At 36.6% G+C, this 24,326-nt stretch carries 30 protein-coding genes; 15 read left to right on the forward strand and 15 right to left on the reverse strand.

From position 1 onward, the window contains the following. Positions 1–42 precede the first annotated feature (42 nt). Entirely contained in the window at positions 43–456 is a 414-nt protein-coding gene (locus ACMAYX_RS08730; RefSeq protein ID WP_103217939.1) for a VOC family protein, read from the reverse strand. Positions 457–595: 139 nt separating this feature from the next. Between ACMAYX_RS08730 and ACMAYX_RS08735 the strand changes: the two genes are divergently transcribed. The 3 genes from ACMAYX_RS08735 to ACMAYX_RS08745 all read left to right on the forward strand — a co-directional run bounded on the left by ACMAYX_RS08735 (position 596) and on the right by ACMAYX_RS08745 (position 2,073). Continuing rightward, positions 596–1,198, forward strand: a complete 603-nt coding sequence (locus ACMAYX_RS08735; RefSeq protein ID WP_412471730.1) for a 2OG-Fe(II) oxygenase — start codon at positions 596–598, stop codon at positions 1,196–1,198. Positions 1,199–1,278: 80 nt separating this feature from the next. After that, positions 1,279–1,476: a DUF2892 domain-containing protein gene (locus ACMAYX_RS08740; RefSeq protein WP_103217937.1), complete on the forward strand. Its 198-nt coding sequence runs from the start codon at positions 1,279–1,281 to the stop codon at positions 1,474–1,476. 42 nt (positions 1,477–1,518) lie between these two features. Next, a complete protein-coding gene (locus tag ACMAYX_RS08745) occupies positions 1,519–2,073 on the forward strand; it encodes a hypothetical protein (RefSeq protein WP_412471268.1) in 555 nt (184 codons plus the stop codon). 3 nt (positions 2,074–2,076) lie between these two features. On the opposite strand, the gene ACMAYX_RS08750 is transcribed toward ACMAYX_RS08745, so the two are convergent. Then, complete coding sequence (locus ACMAYX_RS08750; RefSeq protein ID WP_412471729.1) at positions 2,077–2,601, reverse strand: PepSY domain-containing protein; 525 nt, start codon at positions 2,599–2,601, stop codon at positions 2,077–2,079. Positions 2,602–2,604: 3 nt separating this feature from the next. Beyond that, on the reverse strand, positions 2,605–3,057 hold the full coding sequence (locus ACMAYX_RS08755) for a PPC domain-containing DNA-binding protein (protein WP_103217934.1): 453 nt from the start codon (positions 3,055–3,057) through the stop codon (positions 2,605–2,607). Positions 3,058–3,179: 122 nt separating this feature from the next. Here ACMAYX_RS08755 and ACMAYX_RS08760 point away from each other — a divergent pair, with 122 nt between their 5' ends. From ACMAYX_RS08760 to ACMAYX_RS08770, 3 genes are all read left to right on the forward strand, one after another. Continuing rightward, on the forward strand, positions 3,180–3,908 hold the full coding sequence (locus tag ACMAYX_RS08760; protein ID WP_412471728.1) for a hypothetical protein: 729 nt from the start codon (positions 3,180–3,182) through the stop codon (positions 3,906–3,908). Continuing rightward, on the forward strand, positions 3,883–4,776 hold the full coding sequence (locus tag ACMAYX_RS08765; protein WP_103217932.1) for a patatin-like phospholipase family protein: 894 nt from the start codon (positions 3,883–3,885) through the stop codon (positions 4,774–4,776). Before ACMAYX_RS08760 ends, ACMAYX_RS08765 begins: the two co-directional genes overlap by 26 nt. Before the next feature lie 63 nt (positions 4,777–4,839). Further along, entirely contained in the window at positions 4,840–5,709 is an 870-nt protein-coding gene (locus tag ACMAYX_RS08770) for a mechanosensitive ion channel family protein (protein WP_158246862.1), read from the forward strand. Here ACMAYX_RS08770 and ACMAYX_RS08775 read toward each other — a convergent pair. The 3 genes from ACMAYX_RS08775 to ACMAYX_RS08785 form a co-directional block, all read right to left on the reverse strand. After that, entirely contained in the window at positions 5,706–6,740 is a 1,035-nt protein-coding gene (locus tag ACMAYX_RS08775; protein ID WP_103217930.1) for a murein L,D-transpeptidase catalytic domain-containing protein, read from the reverse strand. The two genes, ACMAYX_RS08770 and ACMAYX_RS08775, sit on opposite strands and share 4 nt — an antisense overlap. Positions 6,741–6,828: 88 nt before the next feature. After that, positions 6,829–8,244 (reverse strand): MATE family efflux transporter, encoded by a 1,416-nt coding sequence (locus ACMAYX_RS08780; protein WP_412470311.1) that lies wholly within the window; start codon positions 8,242–8,244, stop codon positions 6,829–6,831. A 31-nt stretch (positions 8,245–8,275) separates the two neighbouring features. Beyond that, a complete protein-coding gene (locus tag ACMAYX_RS08785) occupies positions 8,276–9,790 on the reverse strand; it encodes a potassium/proton antiporter (RefSeq protein WP_412463385.1) in 1,515 nt (504 codons plus the stop codon). A gap of 177 nt (positions 9,791–9,967) precedes the next feature. On the opposite strand from ACMAYX_RS08785, the gene ACMAYX_RS08790 reads away from it, so the two are divergent. Further along, positions 9,968–10,456: a hypothetical protein gene (locus tag ACMAYX_RS08790; RefSeq protein ID WP_412463386.1), complete on the forward strand. Its 489-nt coding sequence runs from the start codon at positions 9,968–9,970 to the stop codon at positions 10,454–10,456. Beyond that, positions 10,444–11,097 (forward strand): O-methyltransferase, encoded by a 654-nt coding sequence (locus ACMAYX_RS08795; protein ID WP_103217926.1) that lies wholly within the window; start codon positions 10,444–10,446, stop codon positions 11,095–11,097. Before ACMAYX_RS08790 ends, ACMAYX_RS08795 begins: the two co-directional genes overlap by 13 nt. Here the strand turns inward: ACMAYX_RS08795 and ACMAYX_RS08800 are convergent. Both ACMAYX_RS08800 and ACMAYX_RS08805 read right to left on the reverse strand, forming a co-directional pair. After that, complete coding sequence (locus tag ACMAYX_RS08800; protein ID WP_103217925.1) at positions 11,051–12,052, reverse strand: HAD family hydrolase; 1,002 nt, start codon at positions 12,050–12,052, stop codon at positions 11,051–11,053. The genes ACMAYX_RS08795 and ACMAYX_RS08800 overlap by 47 nt on opposite strands. Before the next feature lie 3 nt (positions 12,053–12,055). Then, positions 12,056–12,529 (reverse strand): chemotaxis protein CheX, encoded by a 474-nt coding sequence (locus ACMAYX_RS08805; protein WP_103217924.1) that lies wholly within the window; start codon positions 12,527–12,529, stop codon positions 12,056–12,058. 310 nt (positions 12,530–12,839) lie between these two features. Between ACMAYX_RS08805 and ACMAYX_RS08810 the strand changes: the two genes are divergently transcribed. Together ACMAYX_RS08810 and ACMAYX_RS08815 are read left to right on the forward strand one after the other, a co-directional pair. Next, on the forward strand, positions 12,840–13,538 hold the full coding sequence (locus ACMAYX_RS08810; protein WP_392993233.1) for a YdiY family protein: 699 nt from the start codon (positions 12,840–12,842) through the stop codon (positions 13,536–13,538). An 8-nt stretch (positions 13,539–13,546) separates the two neighbouring features. Then, positions 13,547–14,371: a mechanosensitive ion channel family protein gene (locus ACMAYX_RS08815; protein ID WP_103217922.1), complete on the forward strand. Its 825-nt coding sequence runs from the start codon at positions 13,547–13,549 to the stop codon at positions 14,369–14,371. 35 nt (positions 14,372–14,406) lie between these two features. On the opposite strand, the gene ACMAYX_RS08820 is transcribed toward ACMAYX_RS08815, so the two are convergent. Further along, entirely contained in the window at positions 14,407–15,747 is a 1,341-nt protein-coding gene (locus tag ACMAYX_RS08820; protein ID WP_103217921.1) for a hypothetical protein, read from the reverse strand. 167 nt (positions 15,748–15,914) lie between these two features. On the opposite strand from ACMAYX_RS08820, the gene ACMAYX_RS08825 reads away from it, so the two are divergent. After that, positions 15,915–16,604: an RluA family pseudouridine synthase gene (locus ACMAYX_RS08825; protein WP_392993238.1), complete on the forward strand. Its 690-nt coding sequence runs from the start codon at positions 15,915–15,917 to the stop codon at positions 16,602–16,604. On the opposite strand, the gene ACMAYX_RS08830 is transcribed toward ACMAYX_RS08825, so the two are convergent. The 5 genes from ACMAYX_RS08830 to ACMAYX_RS08850 form a co-directional block, all read right to left on the reverse strand. Then, entirely contained in the window at positions 16,554–17,306 is a 753-nt protein-coding gene (locus ACMAYX_RS08830; protein WP_412463390.1) for a DNA-binding domain-containing protein, read from the reverse strand. The two genes, ACMAYX_RS08825 and ACMAYX_RS08830, sit on opposite strands and share 51 nt — an antisense overlap. Beyond that, entirely contained in the window at positions 17,303–18,121 is an 819-nt protein-coding gene (locus tag ACMAYX_RS08835; protein ID WP_412471727.1) for a DUF692 domain-containing protein, read from the reverse strand. The genes ACMAYX_RS08830 and ACMAYX_RS08835 overlap by 4 nt, the downstream gene beginning before the upstream one ends. Before the next feature lie 3 nt (positions 18,122–18,124). Further along, the gene (locus ACMAYX_RS08840) at positions 18,125–18,418 is read right to left on the reverse strand and encodes a hypothetical protein (protein WP_392993245.1); all 294 of its coding nucleotides are present in this window, start codon (positions 18,416–18,418) and stop codon (positions 18,125–18,127) included. An 85-nt stretch (positions 18,419–18,503) separates the two neighbouring features. Then, the gene (locus ACMAYX_RS08845) at positions 18,504–19,121 is read right to left on the reverse strand and encodes an NrsF family protein (RefSeq protein ID WP_412471726.1); all 618 of its coding nucleotides are present in this window, start codon (positions 19,119–19,121) and stop codon (positions 18,504–18,506) included. Then, positions 19,111–19,659: an RNA polymerase sigma factor gene (locus ACMAYX_RS08850; RefSeq protein ID WP_103217915.1), complete on the reverse strand. Its 549-nt coding sequence runs from the start codon at positions 19,657–19,659 to the stop codon at positions 19,111–19,113. The genes ACMAYX_RS08845 and ACMAYX_RS08850 overlap by 11 nt, the downstream gene beginning before the upstream one ends. A gap of 54 nt (positions 19,660–19,713) precedes the next feature. On the opposite strand from ACMAYX_RS08850, the gene ACMAYX_RS08855 reads away from it, so the two are divergent. Genes ACMAYX_RS08855 through ACMAYX_RS08870 form a run of 4 tightly spaced genes read left to right on the forward strand, consistent with a single transcriptional unit; the run spans position 19,714 to position 21,883 of the window. Next, complete coding sequence (locus ACMAYX_RS08855) at positions 19,714–19,980, forward strand: hypothetical protein (RefSeq protein ID WP_103217914.1); 267 nt, start codon at positions 19,714–19,716, stop codon at positions 19,978–19,980. A 12-nt stretch (positions 19,981–19,992) separates the two neighbouring features. After that, complete coding sequence (locus tag ACMAYX_RS08860) at positions 19,993–20,310, forward strand: DUF2288 family protein (RefSeq protein WP_103217913.1); 318 nt, start codon at positions 19,993–19,995, stop codon at positions 20,308–20,310. Further along, entirely contained in the window at positions 20,310–20,747 is a 438-nt protein-coding gene (locus ACMAYX_RS08865) for a DUF1499 domain-containing protein (RefSeq protein ID WP_392993254.1), read from the forward strand. The genes ACMAYX_RS08860 and ACMAYX_RS08865 overlap by 1 nt, the downstream gene beginning before the upstream one ends. Positions 20,748–20,797: 50 nt before the next feature. Then, on the forward strand, positions 20,798–21,883 hold the full coding sequence (locus ACMAYX_RS08870) for a hypothetical protein (RefSeq protein ID WP_103217911.1): 1,086 nt from the start codon (positions 20,798–20,800) through the stop codon (positions 21,881–21,883). Here ACMAYX_RS08870 and ACMAYX_RS08875 read toward each other — a convergent pair. Beyond that, positions 21,851–24,172, reverse strand: a complete 2,322-nt coding sequence (locus ACMAYX_RS08875; protein WP_412471725.1) for an RCC1 domain-containing protein — start codon at positions 24,170–24,172, stop codon at positions 21,851–21,853. The genes ACMAYX_RS08870 and ACMAYX_RS08875 overlap by 33 nt on opposite strands. Positions 24,173–24,326: the final 154 nt, after the last annotated feature.

Genomic DNA, 24,326 nt, shown 5'->3' on the forward strand with positions numbered 1-24,326 from the left:
CGTTCAGTTATCAATTATATTAAAAATATAGATTTCATCTAATTATGAGATATTTACGAGATGACCATCATCACTGGGTGACTGCGTTATTTCCCAACGATTTCCATCTGGATCAATCAAAAGAAAGCTCTTTTCTCCCCACGGATGATCTTTTGGTTTACCACTCACTTCAAATTCATACTTAGCCTTTTGCGCCATAAGTTTATGGTAGAAGTCATCAACATCCTCAACAGTGACACCATATGAGACCTGGGCCGGATTCTCGACTAATTCAAAGAACTTAGAAGCTTTACCTACTGGACGAAAAAAGGCCACACGGCTTTTGTCAGGTAGAACAAAATCAGCAAAGTCTTCATTAGCAAAATGCGCTTCAACACCGAAGACATCAGTGAAAAAGTTCGAAATATTCGTAACATTCTTAGAGGTAATGACTAAATGTGAAAGTGCCTTGATCATGATTTATCCTATTTCTATTTATGTTATAACAATTAAATTGACTTAGATAGCCTTTAGGATTAAATGATTTTATCCATTATTTTGGTGACCAATCCTTCCTGTCACCTTTTAAGGCCCTAGGCCTAGTGAGAACATTTTAATGCAAGAGCTTGAAACGCTAGTCGAATCCTTAACTGAGAAACGATACTACGTGAGTGATACGCTTATTTCAAATGAACTAGCTCGTTCTTTAAAGGACGAGGCCCAGACACGTTTTCACATTGGAGACTTTCAAGAAGCCAAAGTTGGACGACAGCTAACAAAGCGCCTAGATGAAAAGATTCGTGGAGACCTCACTTCTTGGATTGAGGGAGACATGGCCGACCATCCACCGGCACTACAAGAATATTTAAAATTTCTCGATGATCTTAAAGATTTACTTAATCCTATTTTCTACCTAGGTATTCGCTCATATGAAGGCCACTTTGCTTGTTATGATGAAGGTGCATTTTATCGCAAGCATGTGGATCAACACCGTGGAAGAGGCCTAAGGCGCTTAAGTGTTATTCTTTATCTAAGTGATATGAATGATGGTGATGGTGGTGAAGTCGTTATCTACCATCACGACGATCAAGATCAAGAAGTTGCTCGCATTAATCCAATACTTGGAAGAATCTTAATTTTTCTTTCTGAAGACCTTCCACACGAAGTTCTCCCAGCATTTAAGCCAAGGCTTTCTTTAACCGGTTGGCTTAGAGCATAACTCTTAAAATTCTTTAACATTACTTCATTCTAGCTACAGATTAAAAATTTATAATGATAGTGAAAATGAAGGAGTAATCTATGAAAATGAATGAAGGAAATGCTGATCGAGTGATTCGAGTTATTGCAGGGTTAGTTTTAATCTCACTTGTCTTTGTCGGTCCCAAAACATATTGGGGTCTTATCGGTTTGATACCTCTAATTACTGGCGCAGTTGGAATTTGTCCGGGCTATTCAATGCTTGGATTCTCAACACGTAAATCGAAGAAGGCCCACTAACTAATAAACTATGATATACTCTCATAAAGAGAGGTCATTGTTTTGGATCCAAAAGAGCTTATTAAATCAGAGCTGGGCTTTGATGGTATTACACTTTATATCGACAAAAGAAGTAAGTTTTTCTTTTTCATGAAATATGAAAAAGAGAATTATATGGTGCTCTTAAAAAATGAAATCGAACCTGAAGCTCTTCCATTGATGAGAAGATTTAATGAGGAATTTCCTGAACTTCCTACCCTACTAAAAGAAACCGATTCACTCATTCTCTATGACATTCCTAACGGAAAACTTGCAAGGCTTGTTGAAGAAAAAATTGATGAGGATTTGGCCAAAAAAGTTTCCGAAATTCAAATTCGCCTAAATGAACTGACCGCTCCATACGGCTATCACTTTGAATGGCAACTTAACTATTTCTTTATAACTAAAAGTAAGCTTATGTATATTGATCTTGAGACTTTAGAGTTTGGAGACAATACAAAGGTTATAGAAGCTCCAATTTATGAAAATTTGAGTTTACAAGAGCGCGTGAAGCTTAAAATCCAAAAAGAAAATAAGAGATTAAGCAATCACGAGCGCTTCACAAGATGGATTAAATAACCTCTACATAAAAAGGTAAACACTTAGTCCAATAAGAAATAAAATCCCTACGATCTTTCTTTCCTTTTTCATTGTATAAGCTAAGTACAATCCACTTAAAATAATTAGCAGTAAAAAAATCCCAATAATCTTTTCAATATAACGAAGAAATTGTGGGCCATGACCTTTGTGTAGTTCAATCAATTTTTTTAGAAGATTTGGTTTAACATGAGAGATATGTGTTCCATCTTCTTTTATTTGGAATTTATAGTAGTCACGAGTTGTTGGTCTAGTGATTGCACCATCTCCAACTTGTTTAACATAGGCAAAGTCATAGCTTTCATCGATTTCATTTAATTGAACTGAAATATTTTCTTTCGTAAGTTCAGATTTTGAAAGTTGTACAACTTTTATAGGTTCAACAACTTCACTTCCTTTAAAACCTAATAAGTAAGAAACACCTGTAAAGGCCATCATCAAAAGTAGCGGCGAAGCGAGGGCCGATAAGTATAGGTGAATCTTAATAAAAAATGGGCGATTAAATTTCATATTCTATCCTTTAATTCCACATCGAGAAAAAGCTTGTGGTAATGATAATAAGTTTAAGCCGATTTCTTCATCCATCTTTCTTTCAATTTTTTGCATGATTGGAAAGAAATAGATTTCTGTAGTAACCGCAACAGTGGCACGAAACAGATGTCCGCCTTTACAAGAAAAATCTTCATCACCTAAAACCGTATGAATATGAAAGAATGGTTTTCCATCCAAATGAGACAAGTTCCCATCAAGACTTAATAATTCATAATCACCACTAAATTCTTTTCGATCATATGTTTTAGTATCAAGATGGTAGAAGCCTAGCTCAACGTCTTTCAGAGCACCAATGCCTTTTAACATCCCCGCCCCCAGCTCTTCTGCAGCAGCGAATTCCTCTAGAGATGTGAAAAGATCTTCATCCTTATATAATTTAATTAAGTAACATTCTTCTTGCTTGATATATTGCATGGTAAGCTCCTGATTTTACAGACTAATTATAACAATTTCACCACCAAAGTCTCGACCCGTTGCTCCCTGAAAAACTTCTATGCTCACTTTACTCAAATTTGGCCAAGTGGTAGTACTAGAGCATGAAAGCGCTTCTTTTCATTCTTGTTTTCCTAAACTTGGCCCAAGACTCAATGGCCATGGAATGTTTTGAAGAGCATCTCGATGCGGCCATCTCTAACAATCGCCAACGTCGTGAAATCTATTCAAAAATCTCAAATTCAGAAAGCAGGAAAATATCTAATAGCTTAATATTTGCAGAAAAGATCTCACGTATCTATGCAAAGAGCTTAAATCTAAGTTTAGATAAATACAGAACTGCTGGTATTCCAATTCTTTGCCTTGATTTTATCGAAATGAGTAAGGCCCCAAAAATTGAAACAAAGCTACATGCTCCTCGTTTAAAATATAGTGATATTGAATCAGTCGATATTAAAGAGATTCGCTCCGAGCTATCCAAACAACTAAAAAATGAAGATTACTTAGGAATGGTTGAATATATCGAGAATGAGATCTCTGATAAAAGCAAATATGGAAATTACAATTGTATGTTAAAGCATGTTCTTGAATCACTTGGGCGCAGCTCATTTCTGACTCCCTTCTATATCGAACATGCCAATAAACTAGGCCTTAAATCACCAAGAAAGCTTCTAAACAAATATTTAAGAAAAAATATTTTCGCCCTTAAATACTCCCACTCTCTCGATAAAAAAGCCGCTTTTCTTCAAGAGAGAGGTATTACAATTTTATGTGGAGATGTCCCTCATATTCCTATAAGATTAGAATATGAGATGGAACTTTCTAAATACTAAAATTGGTCTTGCTCTTGGTGGTGGTGCTGCAAAAGGTATCGCACATATAGGCGTCTTAAAAGCTTTTGAGGAACAAAGAATTCCTATTTCCTACTTATCAGGAACAAGTGTCGGTGCAATAATCGCTTCCTATTACGCATTTGGTAAGAACTACGATGACTTCTTAGCATTGGCCAATAAGCTCAATTATAAAGATACAATAAGCTTAACAATACCAAAAAAAGGATTTTTTAGTACGAAGTCCATACGAGAAATGATCATCAAAGATTTAGGAGATGTGAATATTGAAGATGCAAGGATTCCCTTAGCAATTTGTACAACAGACATCTCAACTGGAGAGCAAGTTGTTTTCTATAAGGGTAATCTTGCGGATGCGCTCTGTGCTTCTGTCTGTGTTCCCGGTGCATTTATTCCTCAAGTAATCGATGGTAGAACTCTTGTTGATGGAGGTATCACAGAGAACGTTCCGGTTTCCCCTCTAGAAGATATGGGCGCGGGTATTATCGTTGCGGTGGATTTGAATGGTGTACAAAAATATCAGGAACCAGATGATACATTTGCGATCATAAGTAATGCTATGGATATTGCAATAGACCTTAGAACAAGGGAGCAAATTCAAGATGCTGACATCATCCTCTCTCTCGACTTAAGTAAATACAACAGACTCGATAATTCAAAGTGTATTAAAGAGTTAATCAATGAAGGCTACGGGCCAATGACTCAAAATCTTTCAAGCTTAACATGGTATCGCAGGGCAAGTTATATTGAATTTTTTAAGAAGCTTATAATCGAAACAATTCCATTTAAGGTTCCTAAAGTCATTTCAAATCTTTATAAAGAAAAGCTTGCAAAGATTTCAATCAAATAAGCTCCTTTTTTATTTCTTTTAAATACGATAAAATTTAGGGAAATAATTTAAATGGAGTTTACATTGTTTGATATAAATAGAGTTTTTACACTTATTTCTGGAAAGTTAACTTTTTGGTACGAAGCATTTATTAAGAATATTCCTAATTTGATCGTTGCTATCGTCGCTCTATTTGTTTTCTTCTATCTTGGAAAAACTCTTCGAAACTTAGTTAAGAAAGTTCTCCAAAAAGTTTCTTATAAAAAATCAGTTAACGAGATTCTTGGAACAACGACAAATGTCATCGTTATCGTCGTCGGAATATTTACAGCACTAGAAATTATCGGTCTTGAAAAAACCGTTACATCAATTCTTGCAGGGGCCGGGGTAATTGGTTTGGCCTTAGGTTTTGCCTTCCAAGAAATTGCTGCAAACTTCGTTTCAGGTGTTCTGATTGCTTTTCGTGAGCCTTATCAAATTGGAGATATTATCGAAATTGATAAGATCGTTGGTCAGGTTACAAATATTGAATTAAGAACGACGGGGATTACAACATATCAAGGTCTTGAAGTCTTTATCCCAAATAAAGATATGTTCACAAAACCTTTTATCAACTACACAAGTACCCCACAACGTCGAGTAGATATCTCCGTTGGAGTCTCTTATCATGATGATTTAGAGAAAGTAGAAAAAGTTACTAGAGAAGCACTAGAGGCAATCGAAGGAAGACTTGAAAATGTTCCAGTCGAAGTGTTCTTTGAAGAATTTGGGGCCAGTTCAATTAATCTTACGGCAAGAGTTTGGATTCACTACAAGACAGGAGTGGCCTTTTACAAAGCACGACACCAAGCTGTTATTAATATTAAAAAGTACTACGATCAAAATGGTATCTCAATTCCATTTCCAATTCGTACAATTGAGTTTTCCAATCCACTTGATGTTAATAAGGGCTAATCACGTCCTGTACACATTCTTTCCCAACCCTTAACATCGCCCAGGGCCTTGTTATAATCACTACGGCATCCTTCATTAGGAACATATGAATAATAGAGGGAGCCGTTACTGATTTTCTCCATGATCTCTCGCCCCTCACCTGGTACGAATGCAGGACAACCAAAGCTTCTTCCCATAATATTACCGCGGTTATAATAAGCCTCGTGCATCACAACACCTTGCGATCGGGCCTTATCATTTACACCTTTTGAAAGACCATCTAATCGCATACCGTTATAATTTCTTCCAGATGCTTTGAAAGTTGGCCATCCTCTCTCACCTTTTACTCTTTCGTCGTGACTACTAGACATATAGAATTCACCTGTCTTAAAAAAGCCTGGTCTCGTCATCGCCCATTGGTCATGTTGAGGTTTCGCCCTTGCAGGAACACGACAGCGAACTAACCTTCCAACATGATTTGATGCCCTAGTCACTCTACCACTATCTGCAATTGTTGCATCAGCGTAAGTAACTCCTTTAACTTTTCCACTACCATGAGAAACCTTATAACTTTTCACATCACCAGTTTTCATATCAAGTAGAAAAAAGCGTTTCCTTTTAGAATTCTGAGAGTAGTCAGCAATAGTTATGTAATTTTTATTCTTAAACTTATTCTTATTCTCTTTATAATAAAGAAGTGACTGCTTAAGTGCCTCGATAGGAACCCCCTGATCGATAAATCTTTGATAGAATTGGCAATCCTCTCCTCTTGCGGCAGCTTCTGCTAACTTAAGTCCTTCTTCAAGAACTCTCTTTGCCTCAGGAGCGTGATTATCTATAGCTGTATTTGGATTACAAGTGACGGCACTTTCAGGATTTGAAACAGGGTCCATTTCCATATCTTCAATTGCTTCATCGACGACATTATTAACTTGATTAGTGACTTCTTCGACATAGTTTGAGGTTGAAATTTTCTCGTAAGTATTTACAACAACGGCATCAGCATAAGCCTGTACGGCCAGCATACAAAGCATCAAGTAAACCTTTCTCACCGTCTCCCCCCTCTCAAAGAAATCTCTCAATACCTTATCGGAGGACTAGGTTACTTACTTAACAATTATTCTTTATATTCCAGTGAATTCAAGAAATTACACCATCTTCAACAATGGTCTCTTCTATTACCTTTCGCTCTTCTTCAGTAATTGGATCCGTTAGATTCTTAATCCATCGATTCTGTTTAATAATAAAAATCGCAATGGAAGCACCAAGAATATTACCTACAACAAATGACAAGTAGATTCCTGTTTGGCCAAGACTTGTATGCTTTGAAAGAACATAAGCGATTGGAAAACGAATGACCCATAAAGAAACGATGGCCACCATCATCGAGATCATCGGACTTCCTCCCCCTCTCATGGCACCAGAAGCAACCTGCTGAACACCTATTAGACCGAATGTGAGAGCGATGATACGAATAAACTTCGCTCCTTCATTTATAACTTCAATTTCATTCGGTACAAAAATCTGAAGTGTTTGTTCAGCAAATATGAAAAAGCCTATTCCAGCAATTGATAGAGCAATGAATATTACCCATAGCGCTTGACTCGTAACTACTTTCGTTCTTTCAATTTTTCCCGCACCTATATTTTGACCTACGAGAGTTGAGGTCGCCATCGCAAAACCAAGACTAGGAATAATCATTAAAGTTAAAACTCGAATTCCGATTCCATAAGCAGCAAGAGCAATATCACCGAAAGTTGCAATTAGAAAAGTCATAACCATCATGGCCATGGCCCTTGAGGACTGTTCTGTCGAAGCAGGAAAGCCAAGGTATATAATTCTTTTGGCCAAAGAAAGATCAAAAGAGATTTTTGTGAAATCAATTTTTATTCCCCCCTTACCTTTTGCTAGTAAATAAAGTCCAATAACTGCTGATAAACCTTGGGTACAAATAGTCGCATACGCTGCTCCATCTACACCATAAGCTTTAATAGGCCCATATCCCATGATTAGAATTGGATCAATGATGAAGTTTAATATGACAGAAAATAGAACAATATAAAATGGTGTCTTAACATCTCCAACTCCTCGATATAGAGATTGAAACATCATGTAGAGATAACTAAAAATCAAACCAATAAATGAGATTCTTAAATACGATATTGTTAAATCTTGAATATCCACGGTAGGTGTCATCGCGCGAATGACATAAGGAATAACTGCGTAGGCAACACCTGCTAATAAAGCCGAAGTAATAAGAATAATAAATAAAGTATGAAGACATACTTTTGAAACCATCTTAGTATTTTTTTGACCAGTATACTGAGAAACAAGAATTGTTCCAGAAACGGCAAAGCCTGCGCCCATTGAAATTAAAAGAAAGATAACAGGAAAAGAAAGAGAGAGTGCTGCGATAGCGTTTGTTCCTAAACGCCCAACCCAAAATGTATCCGTAAGTTGATAGGCCGTTTGTAGAAAATTGGCCATTACAATTGGTATCGATAATTTAAACAAAGACTTGATGACAGATCCTTGTGTAAGATCACGAGCTTCCACAAATATCCTTTAGTTAGTGACCTAACTAATTTTAGGCCGCATGTAACTCTTGTGTATCATCATCCTCTTCATCTAAATCTTCAATCTTTTTTTTTACGAAACACTCTTGAGCCGCTTCTAGATCCTCTTTTAGTTTAGTCACTAAAAGAATTTTATCCCCTTTTTCAAAAACTGTTGCACCATCTGGAATAATAAATGCACCATGTCTTTTAATAAAGAGAACGATTGCCCCTGTCGGAAGTCGTAGATCGACAACCCTGTGCTCAACCGCATAATCTGTTTGTCTAATTTCTAGTTGAACAATACCATGCTTTGTTTGCTCCAGTAGTTCCAGATCCACAGGAAAGTTTGTTTCATCTTCTTGCTCAACAATAAGACCTAATTTCTTTGCTACAAACTTTAAAGATGAACCTTGCATTAGAGCTGAAACAATTACAACGAAGAATACAATATCAAATAAGACGTGTGCTTTTTCTCCGATATGTGTAGCTGCAAAACTTGCAAAAACAATTGGTGTTGCACCTTTGAGCCCTGCCCAAGAGACAAAGAGCTTTTCATTTAAGTTAAAACGACTCTTAACTAAACATAGGAAAACAGTTATTGGCCTTGCTGCAAATGTCAGGAAGCAAGCAATGAAAAGTCCAGCTGGAGCGATTGAAAGCAGACGACTTGGAAATACAAGTAGCCCTAGCATAATAAAGAGTCCAATTTGAGAAAGCCAAGTAACTCCATCAAAGAATAGTGATAGTAGGTTCTTGTGTAGAATCTTTCTATTACCAATCATCATTCCAAATACATAAACAGCTAAGAATCCATTTCCACCTAACTTCGTTGTCAAAGAGTAGCCAAGAAATAACATGGCCATTGTTAGAGGTGGATACAGTCCGTTAAAATCTAGTTTAACCACATTATTGATTAAGATGAATGAGCGAGCAGTTACCCAACCACCAATTAGACCAATAATTGGATTTGAAATAAACATGATTGCTGTTGTTTTAACGTCCCCCATTCCTTGTTCAATAAATCCAATGATGACTGAAACAAGAAAGTAGGCCATTGGGTCGTTACTTCCCGATTCAAAACGAAGAATATTTTTAACATCACCAACTTGAGCAGTTGGATCTTTAAAAGCAGAAAAGACCGCTGCCGCATCTGTTGCCGATAAAATGGCACCAATGAGTAGTGATTCAAGTAAACCTAAGTCCGTTACAAGATGTGTGAAACCACCCACAAGAAATGTTGTGAGCATGACACCAATTGAAGAAAGAACAACACCTCTCCCAAAGTCCCTCTTAACTTTACTAAATGGAGTTTCAAAACCTCCATTAAAAATAATCAAGCATAAGGCCACTAAACTTAGAGAGTGAGTTAACTCATAATTGCTAAAATTGATTCCACCAATTCCGTCAGAACCGGCCATCATTCCTATGAAGAGAAATAGTACTAGAACAGGCAAACCAAAACGGCTTGAAGACTTACTAAGCACAATACTTAAAAGAAGTAAGATTGAAGATGCCAATAGAAAATTATTTAAAAACTGCTCCATAGGACTGGGCTTATCGGAGAGATTTCTTAAAACTTTAGTAAAAACATCGGGTTATTTACTTTTTTTAAGATTGGCCCGTCAAATTTTCATACTAACTTTACTCTTTGCCAAGACAGGAGTATGAAGAAGAAAATTAATGTTTCACCTGTCAAACAAAAATAATAAAGGACCTCATAAATGAAGACACTCCTGCTTACAATTCTATTTATTTCAAACACTTACGCCTCAGACGAGATCATTCCAAGTGCCACGGATATGAAATTTGTCACTGAATTTACAACTTTTGCGTGCAAGAGCTTTCGCGATAAAGTCGCTGCACCAAATGAGATAGCGGGACTTGATATTTCATTTACGAAACTAGGTATTTCCGATTCGACGAGAAGAATTATTCTTGATGTTGAGTCAAATGATGGTCAATGCTTTTATAGTGCAGACTTTTCAAGACAAAAAGGATTTAAGAGATTAGATTTTGAAACATCATATATGACAAATACACCAGAGTGCATGGTGCTAAAAGAACAACTCGATCGTTATATTTCGCCTGGATTTAAATATATCATTAAATACAATGCATATATTTCTATGCTATTCTTATCGAAAGAATTAACTAGCGTTTGTGATGAAATAAGCGGAAATAAACTTATCGAGTTTCAGTGGAAAATTTAAAAGAGATTGAAAAATATTGTTTAAATAAATCAAATATCCCAAGTGATCTTTGCGTTGAGCTGGGTGATTATACAAAAGATAATCATCCACTTGGACGCATGATTTCGGGAGAACTGGTCGCTTCCCTTCTGGGCTTCTTTATTCGCTCAAATAATTACAAGAATATTTTAGAAATCGGTACTTTCACAGGCTATTCGGCCTTGGCCATGGCAGAGAATATTCCTGTTGATGGAAAAGTGATTACCATTGATAAGAATAAAAAAATCAATACTTTTGCAAAGTCTTACTGGGATCGTAGCGAAGTAGGTAAGAAAATCGAAGCTCGCTTCGGTGATGCTAACTTAGTTCTAAAAGAGTTAGCAGGACAAAGCTTTGATTTAATTTTCATTGATGCCGACAAAGGAAGTTATAAGAACTACTTAGAACTCTCTTTAGAACTACTCAGTGAAAATGGTATGATTGTTGTGGACAACGTTCTTTGGAATGGCAAGGTCGCTTCTGATATTGTTGACCCTGAGGATAAGACAACCAATGCGCTCATTGAATTTAATAACTATATTGAATCGAGAGATGATCTTTATAAGACCATGCTCCCTATTCGCGATGGCCTTTATCTGATTCAGAAAAATAAATCTGCTTAAAATCTTTTTTCATACTAATTAGATTTACAAAGTATTTATCACCTTCAGTTAGAACCTTATCAAGTTTACCAACGTGTGATTTTCTATCATAGGCAAACTCACGTGCACTATCATCGTGATGAATAATACCAACAAATGATTTATATTTTGAATTTAAAGTAGCATACTTCCCCATTGCAAAGTCCCCATCTGAATTCCCTAAAACAAATACAGGAACTTTTCCAATATGTTCTAGAATACCGACAGGCTTATTTTCTTTGTCATTTAAAAAAGCAAGCTTTGCCTCATTTTGAAATTCGACTTTTCCATTTTCAGAAAACTTCTTACCAAACTTTGTTCCAACAATTTGATATGAAGGAAGGTCGTATACAATATTATTTAGAACCCTAACAAAGTGTGTTCCCCCACCTGTTACGATAAAAACTTTAAAACCAAAATCTTCAAGCGTTCTCATTAGCTCAACACTTGGAGCGTAGATCAGCTCTGTGTATTTCTTATTTAACTTTGGGTGCTTCTTAGTCTCTAACCACTTTGCCATGTATTCCATATACTCGTCATTAGTAACACCAGCTTGCATATCAAGTAGGGCCTGATAAAGCTTGCCCTTATCTTCAACATTAGGAAACTGCTTAAGGACTTCATCAACTAAGGCATTTGGTCGATCATACTTTCCAACAATGATGTCTTTATAGAAGTCTAACAACGCAATAAATTGAACATACATCGGGTACTCGCCCCAAAGTGTTCCATCATTATCAAAAACAGCAATTCTTTCACTAACAGGAATAAAGTTTTTAGATTTTTCATCAGAAATATCTTTCAAATAAGTTTTAATCTTATTTGTTACCGCAGTATCATTCCAATATTTTAAATCAGCTTTAGGCGCTACATTTTTGTTACACGAAATAAATAGAAAAATAGATAGAAAGGAAATTAGAAATATTTTTTTTTGCATTAATTACTCTTCGATTGTTAGGCTCATATAAAATACTTGTTTATTCATACCAACAGGAAGCTCAAATGGAATCGTAACAGTTCTTGGTCCTGTTATTCGATCATTCTTAATACTCTCCCCTATGATTACTTCCGGTGTTGTTCTTTCAACAGTAAGTCCTGTTATTTTATTAATGTCAGCTTTGGCCTGACCTAAAACCATATTAACAAATTCAGCAGCTGAATCTGAAATATCCTCATTTAGCTCTGTCTGGTTTTCAGAAAACATTGTGTTATAAATAGTTAAAAAACTATCCTTATTAAAACATAGTGCTAACTCTCCGTTAATCTTTTCACTACTAATTCCAATAAGTCCTACAATATCAACAACATCCTTGAATTCATAATTTGGATGGACCTCTCCCGCCAGAAGAGGGATATTTAGTTGCTTTTTAAACACTTCAAGTAAAGCGTTTAAAAAAGGTTCGATTAACTCCATTACAGCTCCAATTTCGCAATTAATTAATTTTAATTGAGAAAAACACTTCCTACAAACATTTACTCCATTTTGCCGATAATCCCACTATTATTAATCTAGTTTTTTTATCAGTCTTTAAGCTTCTGTAATTGTTGGCCAAATAATTACTAGTTTCAAATAAGCATTATCTCAAACCAATGATTATTGGCATTATTTTGCTAAAGGTTGAATTGTACAAAAAAGTTAATCGTAGTTAAGATAAATAGACAGAATTTAGGATAATTATTATTAACAATGAACATAGAATAGTTTTTTTAAAAAGGATTTTGTTATGAAGAAATTACTATTTTTGGCCCTTATCGTAGGCCAATTTACTCATGCACAATTTAAATCAGAAGATGAAGTAACATTTATTGCTTCTGGTGGAAATACTAACAAAAAGACCTATGACTTTGCATCACGTAACTCTTATAAATGGGATACCAATACCCTGACTTTTAATGGGACATACTCTTATGGTGAGTCCGACGAAGTTGTTGATGATGAAAAATGGAGTGCCCTACTAAGACTTGATCACGTACTTTCAAAAAAAGTAGATATCTATCTTGGCGACTTATTTGAGTCGGATCGCTTTAAAGGTTTTTGGGCCAGAAATAACATGGAAATAGGTTTTAAGTATAAGTTCTACGATCAAGATGATTATAAAATGTTTGCTGAACTTGGTTATCGTTATACAAGAGAAAATTTTGTTCAAAATGAGCCAGATAGCCACGAACAAAAACTGCGTGCTTATTATGAAATTAGTAAGGAACTTCGAAAAGGTGTGAATGCTCGTTACTGGCTAGAATATATTCCGAGTCTAAAGAATAGTGAAAATTACATTATTAATATGGAGCCATCTATTCGTATGTTAATTAATAGTACTTTTTCTTTAAAAGCTGGTGTTATTTGGGAATACGAAAACGAGCCAGTAGAAGGAAGAGATCAACACGATTACAAAACAACAATTAGTCTTTTGGCGAATTTTTAGGAGAATAAATGAAAGAATTATTAAATGAAGCCAATATTGAAAAATTAATGAATCATGCTGCTGAGTATGGAATTCAATTTATCAAAGTAATTGTCGTCCTAATTATCGGACTTAAAGTTATCAATTTCATCGATAGATTAGTTGATAAAGCGCTACAAAAGAAAGAAGTTGAATTATCTCTAAGAGGTTTTATCACTTCAATCGTAAGTATTGCTCTAAAAATTGGACTATTCATCACTATCATTGGAATGGTGGGAGTTAAGACAACGAGTTTCATTACAATGCTTGGTGCTGCAGGTCTTGCTTTTGGTATGTCTCTACAAGGAGCTCTTGGTAACCTTGCTGGTGGTGTACTTATTCTATTCTTTAAGCCATTTAGAGTTGGAAATGTAATCGAAGCTCAAGGGTTTATTGGTAAGGTAAAAGAGATTGGACTATTTTGCACAATCTTAAATACTGCAGATAATAAAACTGTCATTCTACCAAACGGATCACTTTCATCTGGAAGTATTGTAAACTACTCAGCTGAAGGAATTAGACGCGTTGATATGACTTTTGGAATTGGGTACGGAGACGATATCAAGAAGGCCAAGGAAGTTCTAATGAGACTTACAAAAGAGCATCCAATGGTACTTGATGAACCTGAAGCTGTCGTTGCAGTTGCTGCTCTTGCAGATAGTTCAGTTAACTTTGCTGTTAGGCCATGGGTAAAGTCTGCGGACTACTGGCAAGTTATGTTTGATATGCATGAGAATGTAAAACTAGAGTTTGATAAAGAAGGGATTACGATTCCATTTCCTCAAAGAGATGTTCATATCTATCAAGAAAAATAATCACCATAATAAATACAAAAGGTTCTTTGCTTTGCTTAGAACCTTTTTTCTATACCAATTCCTAAGTAGTGCTGAATATCTAAATTACGATTAAGAAAAGACTTTCCATAATTCTCGTATTGGCGAGTATACTGATCATCTTCAATTCCCATACCCGCTTTAATATAGATAACAGACTTTTTCGTTGTATAGACATTTGTTTTAGCTTCAACACCATAGTAATGATTTAATTCACCTTCTTGTGTATATTGGCCGTCATAGTAGAAACGAGTTTCTACCGCTGGAAATTTACCGTTACTATCTTGTGGCTTGAAGTTAACTTTAAACTCGCCACCTAAGCCGACATAATTTTCGTTTCCACTAATATGAGAAAGTTGTCCACCAGTATAGATTTGAGAGGTTGTTGAAATCGTCCCCTCTTCATTTTTATAATCATAGATCTTTCCAACCTTAAAATGTGCTTTTGGTGATACCACTTGATCCATATGACCGTAGTTCTTATACTGAACCGTTCCCGCGGACTTAGACATTTTATGCCACGCTCTTTGCGTATTCATCGCAAGCCCATTGTCGTCAAGGATTGTTAAACCTGCTCCAAGTTGGACAAAGCTCTTTTTATCATCACCTATTAATCGATAAACACTAAGGTCAATATCGTCTCTATTTAATCCTTCTTGATTCCATGTACCGTCGTCGTTTTGATAGCAGAACCTCTCGTATAAACGTCCATGGATTTCAACGACTCCACAAGATTTTTCAACAAGTTTAGTATAGGCCCTCGAGTTATAGCTAAATAGGACCTCACCATTTTCAAATTTTAACTTAGCTGAAATTTTTGCACCAAAAGTCAGACCTCGATCATCTCCTTCAATACCATCACGCTCATTGAAGTTAGTTATCCCAAGGGCCATTAATCCACCATGTAATGGATTATCATTTGAAGTATTTAATTCAAACTCGGCACCCTCAAGTTCTCCAAGGCCAAAGAAGCCTTCTTTCTTAACATCAAGCTTTTCTATTTCAATCTCTGCCGTATAAGCAACTTGGTCATCTCCGATATTAATTCTCGAATCCCCACAGCCATAATCATCTGCCTCATTAATTTTTGAAGCAACGGCCAGACTCTCCTGTAAAATTTCTTCAGGAGCGGGAGCTGAAAGATGGTACGTTTTCTTTACCATTTTTAATCTTCTTTCGACTTCCCCGTGATCCTCGATAGGAATACGATGAAATTTTTCGAGAATTAAATCGTTGTAGCGAAATCTTGAATATTCTGAAACTGATTTTTCATCTCTAAAGATAAATTGATCTTTACTGCGGTCATACGAAATCGTTGTCGCTCCATTGCGATAGAGAACACCCGATTCAGATGCCATGGAAGGCAGCGAAAGGCCCACACATATAAATAAAATAAAAAATAGTTTCTCTCTTAATATTCTCACATCTCACATATCGGTAACTTATAAGCAGTACCTTAGTAAAAGAGTAAGACTTCCTAAAATTTCATATACTTACCTCGATCAAATCTGATATATATTTACTCGTGAAGAATAAAATCCAAGTCCTATTTGAAGATGATCACTATATAGCGGCCACAAAGCCAAGTGATCTTTTAGTCCACCCTTTTAAGGCCAGAAGCTCTGATCGAAGAAGTCTTCTAAGATCGCTAAAGAAACAAACAGATATTTATCTCTTTCCTATTCACAGGCTTGATAAACCAGTTTCAGGAGTTGTTCTTTTTGCAAAGTCAAAGGAAGCAACAAAGCTCATGAAGGAACAATGGAATAGTGACAATGTATCAAAGCACTATGTTGCAATGGTTAAGGGCGTAGCGGAAGAAGAAGGCGTGTACGACTTTCCAATTAAAACAGACAAGGGTATTCAAGATGCGAAGACAGCATTTAAAAGACTCGCTACAAATGAAGAGTACAGTCTTGTTGACATTGAAATCTTCACAGGTCGCCAACATCAAATCAGAAAACACTTTTCTCGTCGTATGCACAATTTAGTTGGTGATGCGAAATATGGCCATTCGTCGATTAACAATCAATTTAGGAAAGATTATAAGTTCTACCGAATCTTTCTTCATTCTTATAAATTATGTTTTAAGCATCCAATCACTCAAGAAGATATCGTCATCGAGTCCCCAGTAACAGAAGACTGTCTTAAAATAGCCAACGATTTATTTGCCTTTGATCTCGGCAATATAACCAAGAAGATTGAAGAAAACTGACCACAAAGTTGGATCACTTAATTTATCCTCCTCAATTTCTTCGACAGCTTCAAGGATTGTTTGATGATTCTTTAAGTTTGTAATGAGTTCAAAGATCCCCTCTGAGATCACTTGAATCTGCATTTTCTCATCTCTCTTATAGAGAATTGTTAATTCATTATTTTGAATATCATGATAACTCTTGTCACTATCACCTTTTCTCATTTGCCAAAGCTCAGATAACTGAACTTCACTAGAAAAAAGAGAGAAAGTATCTTTTAAATTTAAAGGAATTTCAAAAATTCCTTCTCCAAATTCTTGAGGAATAAACGATTTTGAATTGTCTCTTTGATGAAATAAATTCCAAAATCTTTTTTCAAACTCTGCGAGTTCTCTAATAAAAGAAACTTCTTTTACACGTGAAGAAATAAACTCGGGAAAGTCATCTCCATAATGAAGTAGATTTGTAAATTCAGATGGCCTAGACTCAACATAGGCCAGTGAAATATCAAGGAAGTCATCATCGCCTATAACAAACCAACATGTTTCAAAATTATCACCAATAACTTCTTGTAAGCGTGCACGATAGTCATTTTGGTAAACTTCCATCACTTGTTCATTTGATAATTCACCAATAGGAATCATTTCATTCATAATATCGTGAGATATATCTTTCGAAAGAACACCCTTCAGGAACTTATTTTGAAAATCATGATGATTCATAATAAGGCCCCTTCAAAAATCTCTTTTGCTTTTAAGACTTCTCTTTCTAAAACTGGGAATTCAGGAATGTCTTCATCCCATTCTAGAAGAATTGGAACATCAAATTTATGGCAATACTTTTTAAACAATTGCCACACCTCGGCGTGAACGGGATGAGAATGAGTATCAAAAAGATGTGTACCTAAGTCAGAGTAACCAGCAAGATGTATTTGAGAAACATTCTTGGTCTCAATTGTTTCAAAAAATTCAGCTGCATCAAACTTTTGGTTTACTGCATTTACGTAGACATTATTAAAGTCTAAAAGAATTTTACAGCCGCTTTTATTGGCCAATTCATTTAAGAACTGGGCTTCACTCATTGTCGATTTATTTAAAGTAAAATAGGCCGATAGATTTTCAAAGGCCATCTCTCTTGCGTAAAAGTCTTGAACTCTCATTACCTTATCAGCAATGAATTCAAGATTTTCCTTAGTATACGCAAAAGGCAAAAGATTGTGTAAATTTGAATGGGCATGCCCTGTCCAACACATATGATCACTCGTCACGAAAGGATCGAAGTTATCATATAGCTCTTTTGCCTTTTTCATATAATCGAAATTTAATTCTTCACTAGAGGCAATTGATAAAGAGACTCCGTGAAACGCTATTGGATAATCGGCCCTAATCTTCTCAAGCATTTTATATGGTCGCCCGTAAGTTCCCATATAATTTTCGAGAAGAGCTTCAAACCACTCGACACCTTCTTGTGACCTCGAGTGTTCACTTTCCAAATATGGAAAATGTGTATGTCTTAATCCAACACCGTACTTTTGCATTTCTTACCTTGCAGCTACTTTTCCGCCTTTAGCTTCACACTCATCTTTTGTAAGTTTAATTAGGCCTTTACCTTTACAAGAGTTTTGTCCACCACACTTAAGCTCTGCTTGACATCCGTTTTTTCCATTACAAGCATCAACTTTACCGTGGCAAGCCCCTTGACCTTTACAAGAGTTTACTCCGTAACACATAACTTCATTAGCAGCCGTTTCTGGCATCTTAGTTTCTGTTCCCGTACATGAAATCATTAGACCAGCAACAGCGGCACCCATTAATAGTGACTTTTTAGAATTCATAATATTCTCCTTTATTTTTTTTAAGAAGCTAAATTCCTTCTTACTCAATTATTCGAATATAAAATTAAAATTGTTACATTCTACTTTATTTTTTTGTAAATTTAAAAATTATCATACCTAAAGTTGTAATAACCAAGATTGGTAGATAATGAGAAATAACTAGATGCCTTGTCGAAAATGAACAACCAAAGTAAAGAATTACTAATGGGATCATCCCACTTGTTAATAAGCTTGTCGCTACAGTTGCATTATTAAAAGCGATAAAGCCTTTCTTAAGCATATAGTAATTGTGAGCAAATCCAATAATCATAAGAACACTCAATTCTTGATAACAATTTGCTCGATGCTCATGGGCCGAATCAAGGCCAATAGGAAATAAAAGATTAAAGATAATAAGAGCGAATAAAATAATAAATGGTACGAAAATAAGCTTTGCTTTCTTCTCACTTAATAGACCAGGTACAGTATTAGCAAAACCAAAGTAAGAACCAATGGCAAGTGCAATTAGGGCAACAATTACTTGGATTATAAATTGTGTATTTTGCATATACTTAAAGTCAATTGGTGAACTAATCGAAATTGCAATTAAACTAATCGCGACTTGTGGAATAAGCCAAAAGAATGTCCTAAGACTTGGCGATGCCAATCTCTTTACTGGCCTCAAGTCACTTACTAATGAATTTATTAACTTTTCATTTTCCATTATTAATCCTAACCGCTTTTTTTAGCTTTGCCATAGCACGAGAAATTCTCGTTCGTGTCGCAGCCTCGCTAATTCCGAGCTCTTGTGAGATTTCCTTCGTTTTTAACCCTTCAAGTTTTGCCATGAGAAGCGGTTTACTCAATTCGTCAGTTAGATACTTTTCAATCAACAGCTCTAGCTGCTGCTCGAGCGCAACTCTTTCTATTGTATTATTCGATGCATTAGCCTCTTTTGTGACGGCCTCATCAAATATTTCTTCTCTTTCTTCTAATTTCGTGTATTTACGAATGTAATCGATTATTCGACGTTCAATAATACAATTAATCCAAGGCATTATCGGTCGATCTGGCGAGTATGTCGGTAGTGAATGATGAATACTTATTAAGATTTCCTGACATATATCGTCGCGATGTGACTCGTTAAAAACCTTAAAAGAAACAATGCGTTTTATTGTTTGCGATACGGTTTCCAAAAAGACGTGATAAGCCTGTGCATCACCGCTTTGGGCAAGAATAACAAGTTTCTTTAAATCATTCACAGAGCAATTTTAACATAGTATATTTATAACGAAACTAAATCATGAGGTGTATTTTTGAAAATTTATCATATTGTTTGGTCGATGATTGCCGTTCTTGCTTTCCTCTTTATCCTAACTCCATACTACCGTAAGAAAGAAGAAAAAAAGAATAAACTAGAAAGAGAATATTACTCTCTTCTTAAGAACGAAATCGACAAAGAAGATCCTTCTAAAGAATTAATTGAAGCAGCAAAAAAAGTTCACACTTCTAACTACATCGACACTGATGAAAAGTTAATTGCTCAAATTAATAATGATAAGAAAATGATGAAAGCAATTTAATAGGAAATTAATATGAACGATGAAAATAACAATGAGAACCTATTAGACAGATTAGCTAATGATATTGATGATGCAAAGTGGGACTTACTAAAGCCTCACCATGAAAGAGAAGCATTATTCATGATAACTGATGAACTTGAGCTTGCGGCCGTAGGATTTACAATGGCGCGTGACGAAGTTGAATATATTAAGAAATGGCTTGCTGATGAACAGATGTTTCGTCCAACAGATGAACAAATCACAATGTGGGAAGAAGAGAACACTGAATTCCAATACCTAATAGTTCAGCCGTATGTTTTAGTGAAAATTAAAAGAGAAGGACTAATTTAATGAAAAGACTCGCTAGACTATCAGTGATTATTGCTGTTCTTTTAACAACAGCATCATGCTCAAAGGAATTTCTAATTCAAGAGTCTTCGAGTCTAGATAATTTTACTTGTCCATCCATCGACAACTGTCTTTCTTCTAAAGAGAAGAAAGCATCTTCAAGTTATATCATGCCTTTTAAAATGCTAGGGGCAACTCCTGAAGAGAATATTGAAAAGATTGCAAGTGTCATCAGAAAGATTGGTGGCTATCAAATCGAAAGAAATGAGGTCTATTTAAAGGCCACAAATGAAGAAGTTCAACTTGAGTTCATCTTCAACGAAGCTGCAAAGCAGATTGAAGTACGCTCTCAAGTTTTGAAACAAAGTTTCTTCTCATATAATCAAGGAAGAAAGGATATTGAGGCGGTTCGCTTTAACTTCTTTCAAGGCAATTTCTAGCCATTTATACCTAGTTAAAGACATAGTTAAGATATGTTAAAATCTCTTCAGTGAAGAGATTTATCCTACCCATATTCCTACTATTATCATCAACTACTTTTGCCGCTGTTGACACTGGCGATGGTAGTGATCTTTCGTGCAACTGGACAGGATTAATCCCAAGTGGGACTTATAATTGTACTGACTTAACGACAACTGGTGCTCTTACAATCACTGGAAATAATCCACTAATCATTAAAGTTCAAGGTGACGTTACAATTGCTCACACAATCTCAGTAGCAGAAGGTCTTGCTGGAGGCTATGGTGCAGGATTAAGTCCAGTAGCATTTCCAGGATCAGAAGGATCGAGTGCAACGGATGCAGCCTGTGGTGGATCAAGCTTTTCAGATATTGGCGGTAGTGGTGGTGCCGGTGGCTCCCATGCAACCCTTGGTGGAAATGGTGGCTCAGGTGTTTCTTCAGGACCAGTTGATGGATCGGACACTCTAAGTGCCCCTGGTTCCACATCTGTAACATATGACTCAGCTTTAAATCTTGAAGCACAAATGCTTGGTGGTGCCGGTGGCGGAAATGGCGGAGGTGGCTGCGAGCAAGGTGGTGCGACTGAAACTGGTGCAACTCCAGGAGGAAGCGGAGGTGGAGTCATTCATATCGCCGCAGGTGGAGATATGTATATCAACGCTCCTATTCTGGCCAATGGTGGAGCTGGACAGCCGGGCACAACTTCTGCCAACGGAGACTCTGGTGGCTCAGGTGGCGGCGCCGGTGGAGTTATCTTCTTACAAGCAGTTGGTAATATCGAACTCAATGCTGCTCTCGATGCTTCTGGTGGAACAGGTGGAGCCGCAGGTGGAGTTTTAGGAAGGGCCGGTGGAAATGGCGGAGACGGGATCATTCGTCTTGATGAAGTTGATGGAGTCATTACAGGAGTTGGTGGTTCTTACTCACCTAACCCAACGATAGTAACCCTTGGAGCAAACGGTTTTGAAACTCTTCAATCTGGAATTGATCCTGGCTGCGCAGTGAGAGAAGATATGACACCGAATAATGAAAGTATACTCGGTGCCATCGTTCTTATGATTTTATTATTTGGAATTAATTTCTTAAATATTAAAAAGAGCAAGGAAGTTTGCTAATACAGGTGACTCATCATCACCGATAGAATCTGTATTTCCATTACCAAGTTGTCCCTTACTACCATTACCAATACATTTCACGAGACCTTCATCAGTTGTTAAGAAACAATGATGATTAAGTCCACCTGAAACTTGTGAAACGCTCTTTCCAAGTTCAATTACTGGAAGGTTTGCAAGATCACCTGTAATCTTGGCCGTTCCAACTTGACCTAACTTACCAGAAGTTCCGTTACCCCAACACTTTGCATCTCCAGCTTTAGAGAGAGCACATGTTGCAGTGTTTGAAGCAACAACTGAGGCAACTTCAAAACCTAAGTCTAGAGCAGTATGATTATCTAAAGTTTCATTATCACCCATTGCTTCACTTGTTCCATCCCCTAGCTGACCTTGAGAATTATTCCCAAAACAATATACTGTCGAATCAGAAAGAAGTGCACAAGTATGGATACCACCAGTTGTAACTGCAATTACTCCTTTCGGCGTTGGAGTGGCCAAGCTTGGAGAATTCACATTGTCAGTATTTCCTAGGCCAAGCTGTCCGTGAGTCCCACGTCCCCAACACTTAAGAGTACCACCAGATAAAATTGCACAGGCATGGAAACTCATCGAAGAAATATCCATTTGAATGGCCTTTGCCCCTAAAGCAACAAGATTACCCTGAGCTGGAGTTTCATCATCTCCAATTATTTCAGTATCACCAGTCCCAAGCTGACCATAATAGTTTTGCCCCCAACAACGAACATCACCTGTCGTTAGAAGAGCACAGTTATGATAAGTACCACCATAAAGCTTTCTTACAATTCCACCAATTTCAGTATAGCCGTATTCTGATAATTGTTCGTCATCACCTAAAGTATCAGTTGATGCCATCCCTAATTGTCCATAAGTATTGTCACCAAAACACTTAACTTTATTAGATTCAGTTAGAATACACGTGTGAAGATTTCCTGCAATGACTTGTAGTGCAAGCTCTCCGTTTAAATCAATGGCCGGAATCGAATCAATTCCCTCATCATCACCACGATTAACAGTATCACCTTGTCCTAACTGACCTTTAGAGTTATCTCCCCAACACTTTACTTCACCATTTGCAATAAGAGCACAAGAGTGTGAACCACCTGCTACAATTTGAATAACCTGTTTTGTAACTGAAGGCTTTTCACAGTATTGAACAGCTGCAATTGAAAATGGACCTCGCTCCTCATTGAGTGAAACAATATTCAGTTCAGTATCGTATGAATACTGTACTTCTTTTCCATCAACAAAAGTTCGAATCGTATTCGTATCAATATTCGTTACTTCTAGGTTAAATGAATTAACTGGATCAATACGTGACATTGCTAGTGTACCTAGTTTAGATAACCCATCTCCGTATTCACCAGTTGCCATGTCGACAGTGAATCCACCACCAAATTCAACAAACTCTTTATAACCATATCCAATTTCGTTTTCTCCACCAAATGGAATAGTACTTAGATTGTTATAAATAACACCACCTGTAACAAGTGGACGATCTGTATAACGGGCCTTTAATTTATCTAGAACACTCTTAGGAGTTACGATTTGTGTTTCACCATCAAAACATTCAGTAAGACGTGAACGATCCTCACCACCTTGAGGGTCAGGAACAGGTGTTACACCTTCCGGATAAATCGCACAAATATCTTGCTCATCAGCGACAAATACAACCACAAGAGCTGCATCTTCTCTAAAGAAGCCTTGTCCTTGAATAGAGCTATAGTAATCGTCTTCTAGTGCACGATTAAGAGATGCAAGTCCGGCCTCCCCACCATCAGTTCGATAGTCTCCAGCTGGGTTCTCCATTTTTGTTCTTAAGTGTGTTTTAATCTCTTCAATTGTTAATGAACGATTTGAAAGAATTGTCGGCTCCGTCGACTTTGTATAAAGCTTACCAAAGTGTGTCGATCCAGACCCATGCCCCAACATAACTGCGATATTTACATCAGCGGCCGATGGAAGAACATCTAAGAAGGCATTAAATCCTTCTGCAATTTGCGCTCTTTCAGAAATAATTGAAGCAGAAGTATCTGGGATAACCAGAATATCTATATTTCTCGTAATATCTTCTTCTTTAGGTGCATACACATCTTGGTAACAAGCTACATCAAGATTTGGAAGCGTTGGTAGATCTGCTCCCGGTACATTTACTAAATCCTCAACTTCATCTTGTGGAACACAAGATGAAGCAACCAACATAACCCCAACGAGAAAAGCAAATAGCTTTACCGAATATAAATGTGAATGTGGCCTTTTACTTTCTCTTTTCAAAATGCCCTCACAAGTTCAAGTTTAAACCTGCTCTAATTATAAAACGCCCATCGGCATGCCCCGAAAATGGCCTTACTTTTATTCATTATCAATAACTTAGAAGGGAATATTAAGATTATTGGGCCAAAAATCTGGCCCATATACTGGTCAGTCC

Source organism: Halobacteriovorax sp. RT-2-3 (assembly GCF_047085075.1).
In the GTDB taxonomy this organism is placed as follows: Bacteria; Bdellovibrionota; Bacteriovoracia; order Bacteriovoracales; family Bacteriovoracaceae; genus Halobacteriovorax_A.

Excerpts from the sequence above, each read along its gene's own strand:
- ACMAYX_RS08730 (WP_103217939.1), bottom strand. The coding sequence starts at position 456 with ATGATCAAGGCACTTTCACATTTAGTCATTACCTCTAAGAATGTTACG.
- ACMAYX_RS08735 (WP_412471730.1), top strand. The coding sequence starts at position 596 with ATGCAAGAGCTTGAAACGCTAGTCGAATCCTTAACTGAGAAACGATAC.
- ACMAYX_RS08740 (WP_103217937.1), top strand. The coding sequence starts at position 1,279 with ATGAAAATGAATGAAGGAAATGCTGATCGAGTGATTCGAGTTATTGCA.
- ACMAYX_RS08750 (WP_412471729.1), bottom strand. The coding sequence starts at position 2,601 with ATGAAATTTAATCGCCCATTTTTTATTAAGATTCACCTATACTTATCG.
- ACMAYX_RS08755 (WP_103217934.1), bottom strand. The coding sequence starts at position 3,057 with ATGCAATATATCAAGCAAGAAGAATGTTACTTAATTAAATTATATAAG.
- ACMAYX_RS08760 (WP_412471728.1), top strand. The coding sequence starts at position 3,180 with ATGAAAGCGCTTCTTTTCATTCTTGTTTTCCTAAACTTGGCCCAAGAC.
- ACMAYX_RS08765 (WP_103217932.1), top strand. The coding sequence starts at position 3,883 with ATGAGATGGAACTTTCTAAATACTAAAATTGGTCTTGCTCTTGGTGGT.
- ACMAYX_RS08785 (WP_412463385.1), bottom strand. The coding sequence starts at position 9,790 with ATGGAGCAGTTTTTAAATAATTTTCTATTGGCATCTTCAATCTTACTT.
- ACMAYX_RS08790 (WP_412463386.1), top strand. The coding sequence starts at position 9,968 with ATGAAGACACTCCTGCTTACAATTCTATTTATTTCAAACACTTACGCC.
- ACMAYX_RS08800 (WP_103217925.1), bottom strand. The coding sequence starts at position 12,052 with ATGCAAAAAAAAATATTTCTAATTTCCTTTCTATCTATTTTTCTATTT.
- ACMAYX_RS08805 (WP_103217924.1), bottom strand. The coding sequence starts at position 12,529 with ATGGAGTTAATCGAACCTTTTTTAAACGCTTTACTTGAAGTGTTTAAA.
- ACMAYX_RS08810 (WP_392993233.1), top strand. The coding sequence starts at position 12,840 with ATGAAGAAATTACTATTTTTGGCCCTTATCGTAGGCCAATTTACTCAT.
- ACMAYX_RS08815 (WP_103217922.1), top strand. The coding sequence starts at position 13,547 with ATGAAAGAATTATTAAATGAAGCCAATATTGAAAAATTAATGAATCAT.
- ACMAYX_RS08820 (WP_103217921.1), bottom strand. The coding sequence starts at position 15,747 with ATGGCATCTGAATCGGGTGTTCTCTATCGCAATGGAGCGACAACGATT.
- ACMAYX_RS08830 (WP_412463390.1), bottom strand. The coding sequence starts at position 17,306 with ATGAATCATCATGATTTTCAAAATAAGTTCCTGAAGGGTGTTCTTTCG.
- ACMAYX_RS08835 (WP_412471727.1), bottom strand. The coding sequence starts at position 18,121 with ATGCAAAAGTACGGTGTTGGATTAAGACATACACATTTTCCATATTTG.
- ACMAYX_RS08840 (WP_392993245.1), bottom strand. The coding sequence starts at position 18,418 with ATGAATTCTAAAAAGTCACTATTAATGGGTGCCGCTGTTGCTGGTCTA.
- ACMAYX_RS08845 (WP_412471726.1), bottom strand. The coding sequence starts at position 19,121 with ATGGAAAATGAAAAGTTAATAAATTCATTAGTAAGTGACTTGAGGCCA.
- ACMAYX_RS08860 (WP_103217913.1), top strand. The coding sequence starts at position 19,993 with ATGAACGATGAAAATAACAATGAGAACCTATTAGACAGATTAGCTAAT.
- ACMAYX_RS08865 (WP_392993254.1), top strand. The coding sequence starts at position 20,310 with ATGAAAAGACTCGCTAGACTATCAGTGATTATTGCTGTTCTTTTAACA.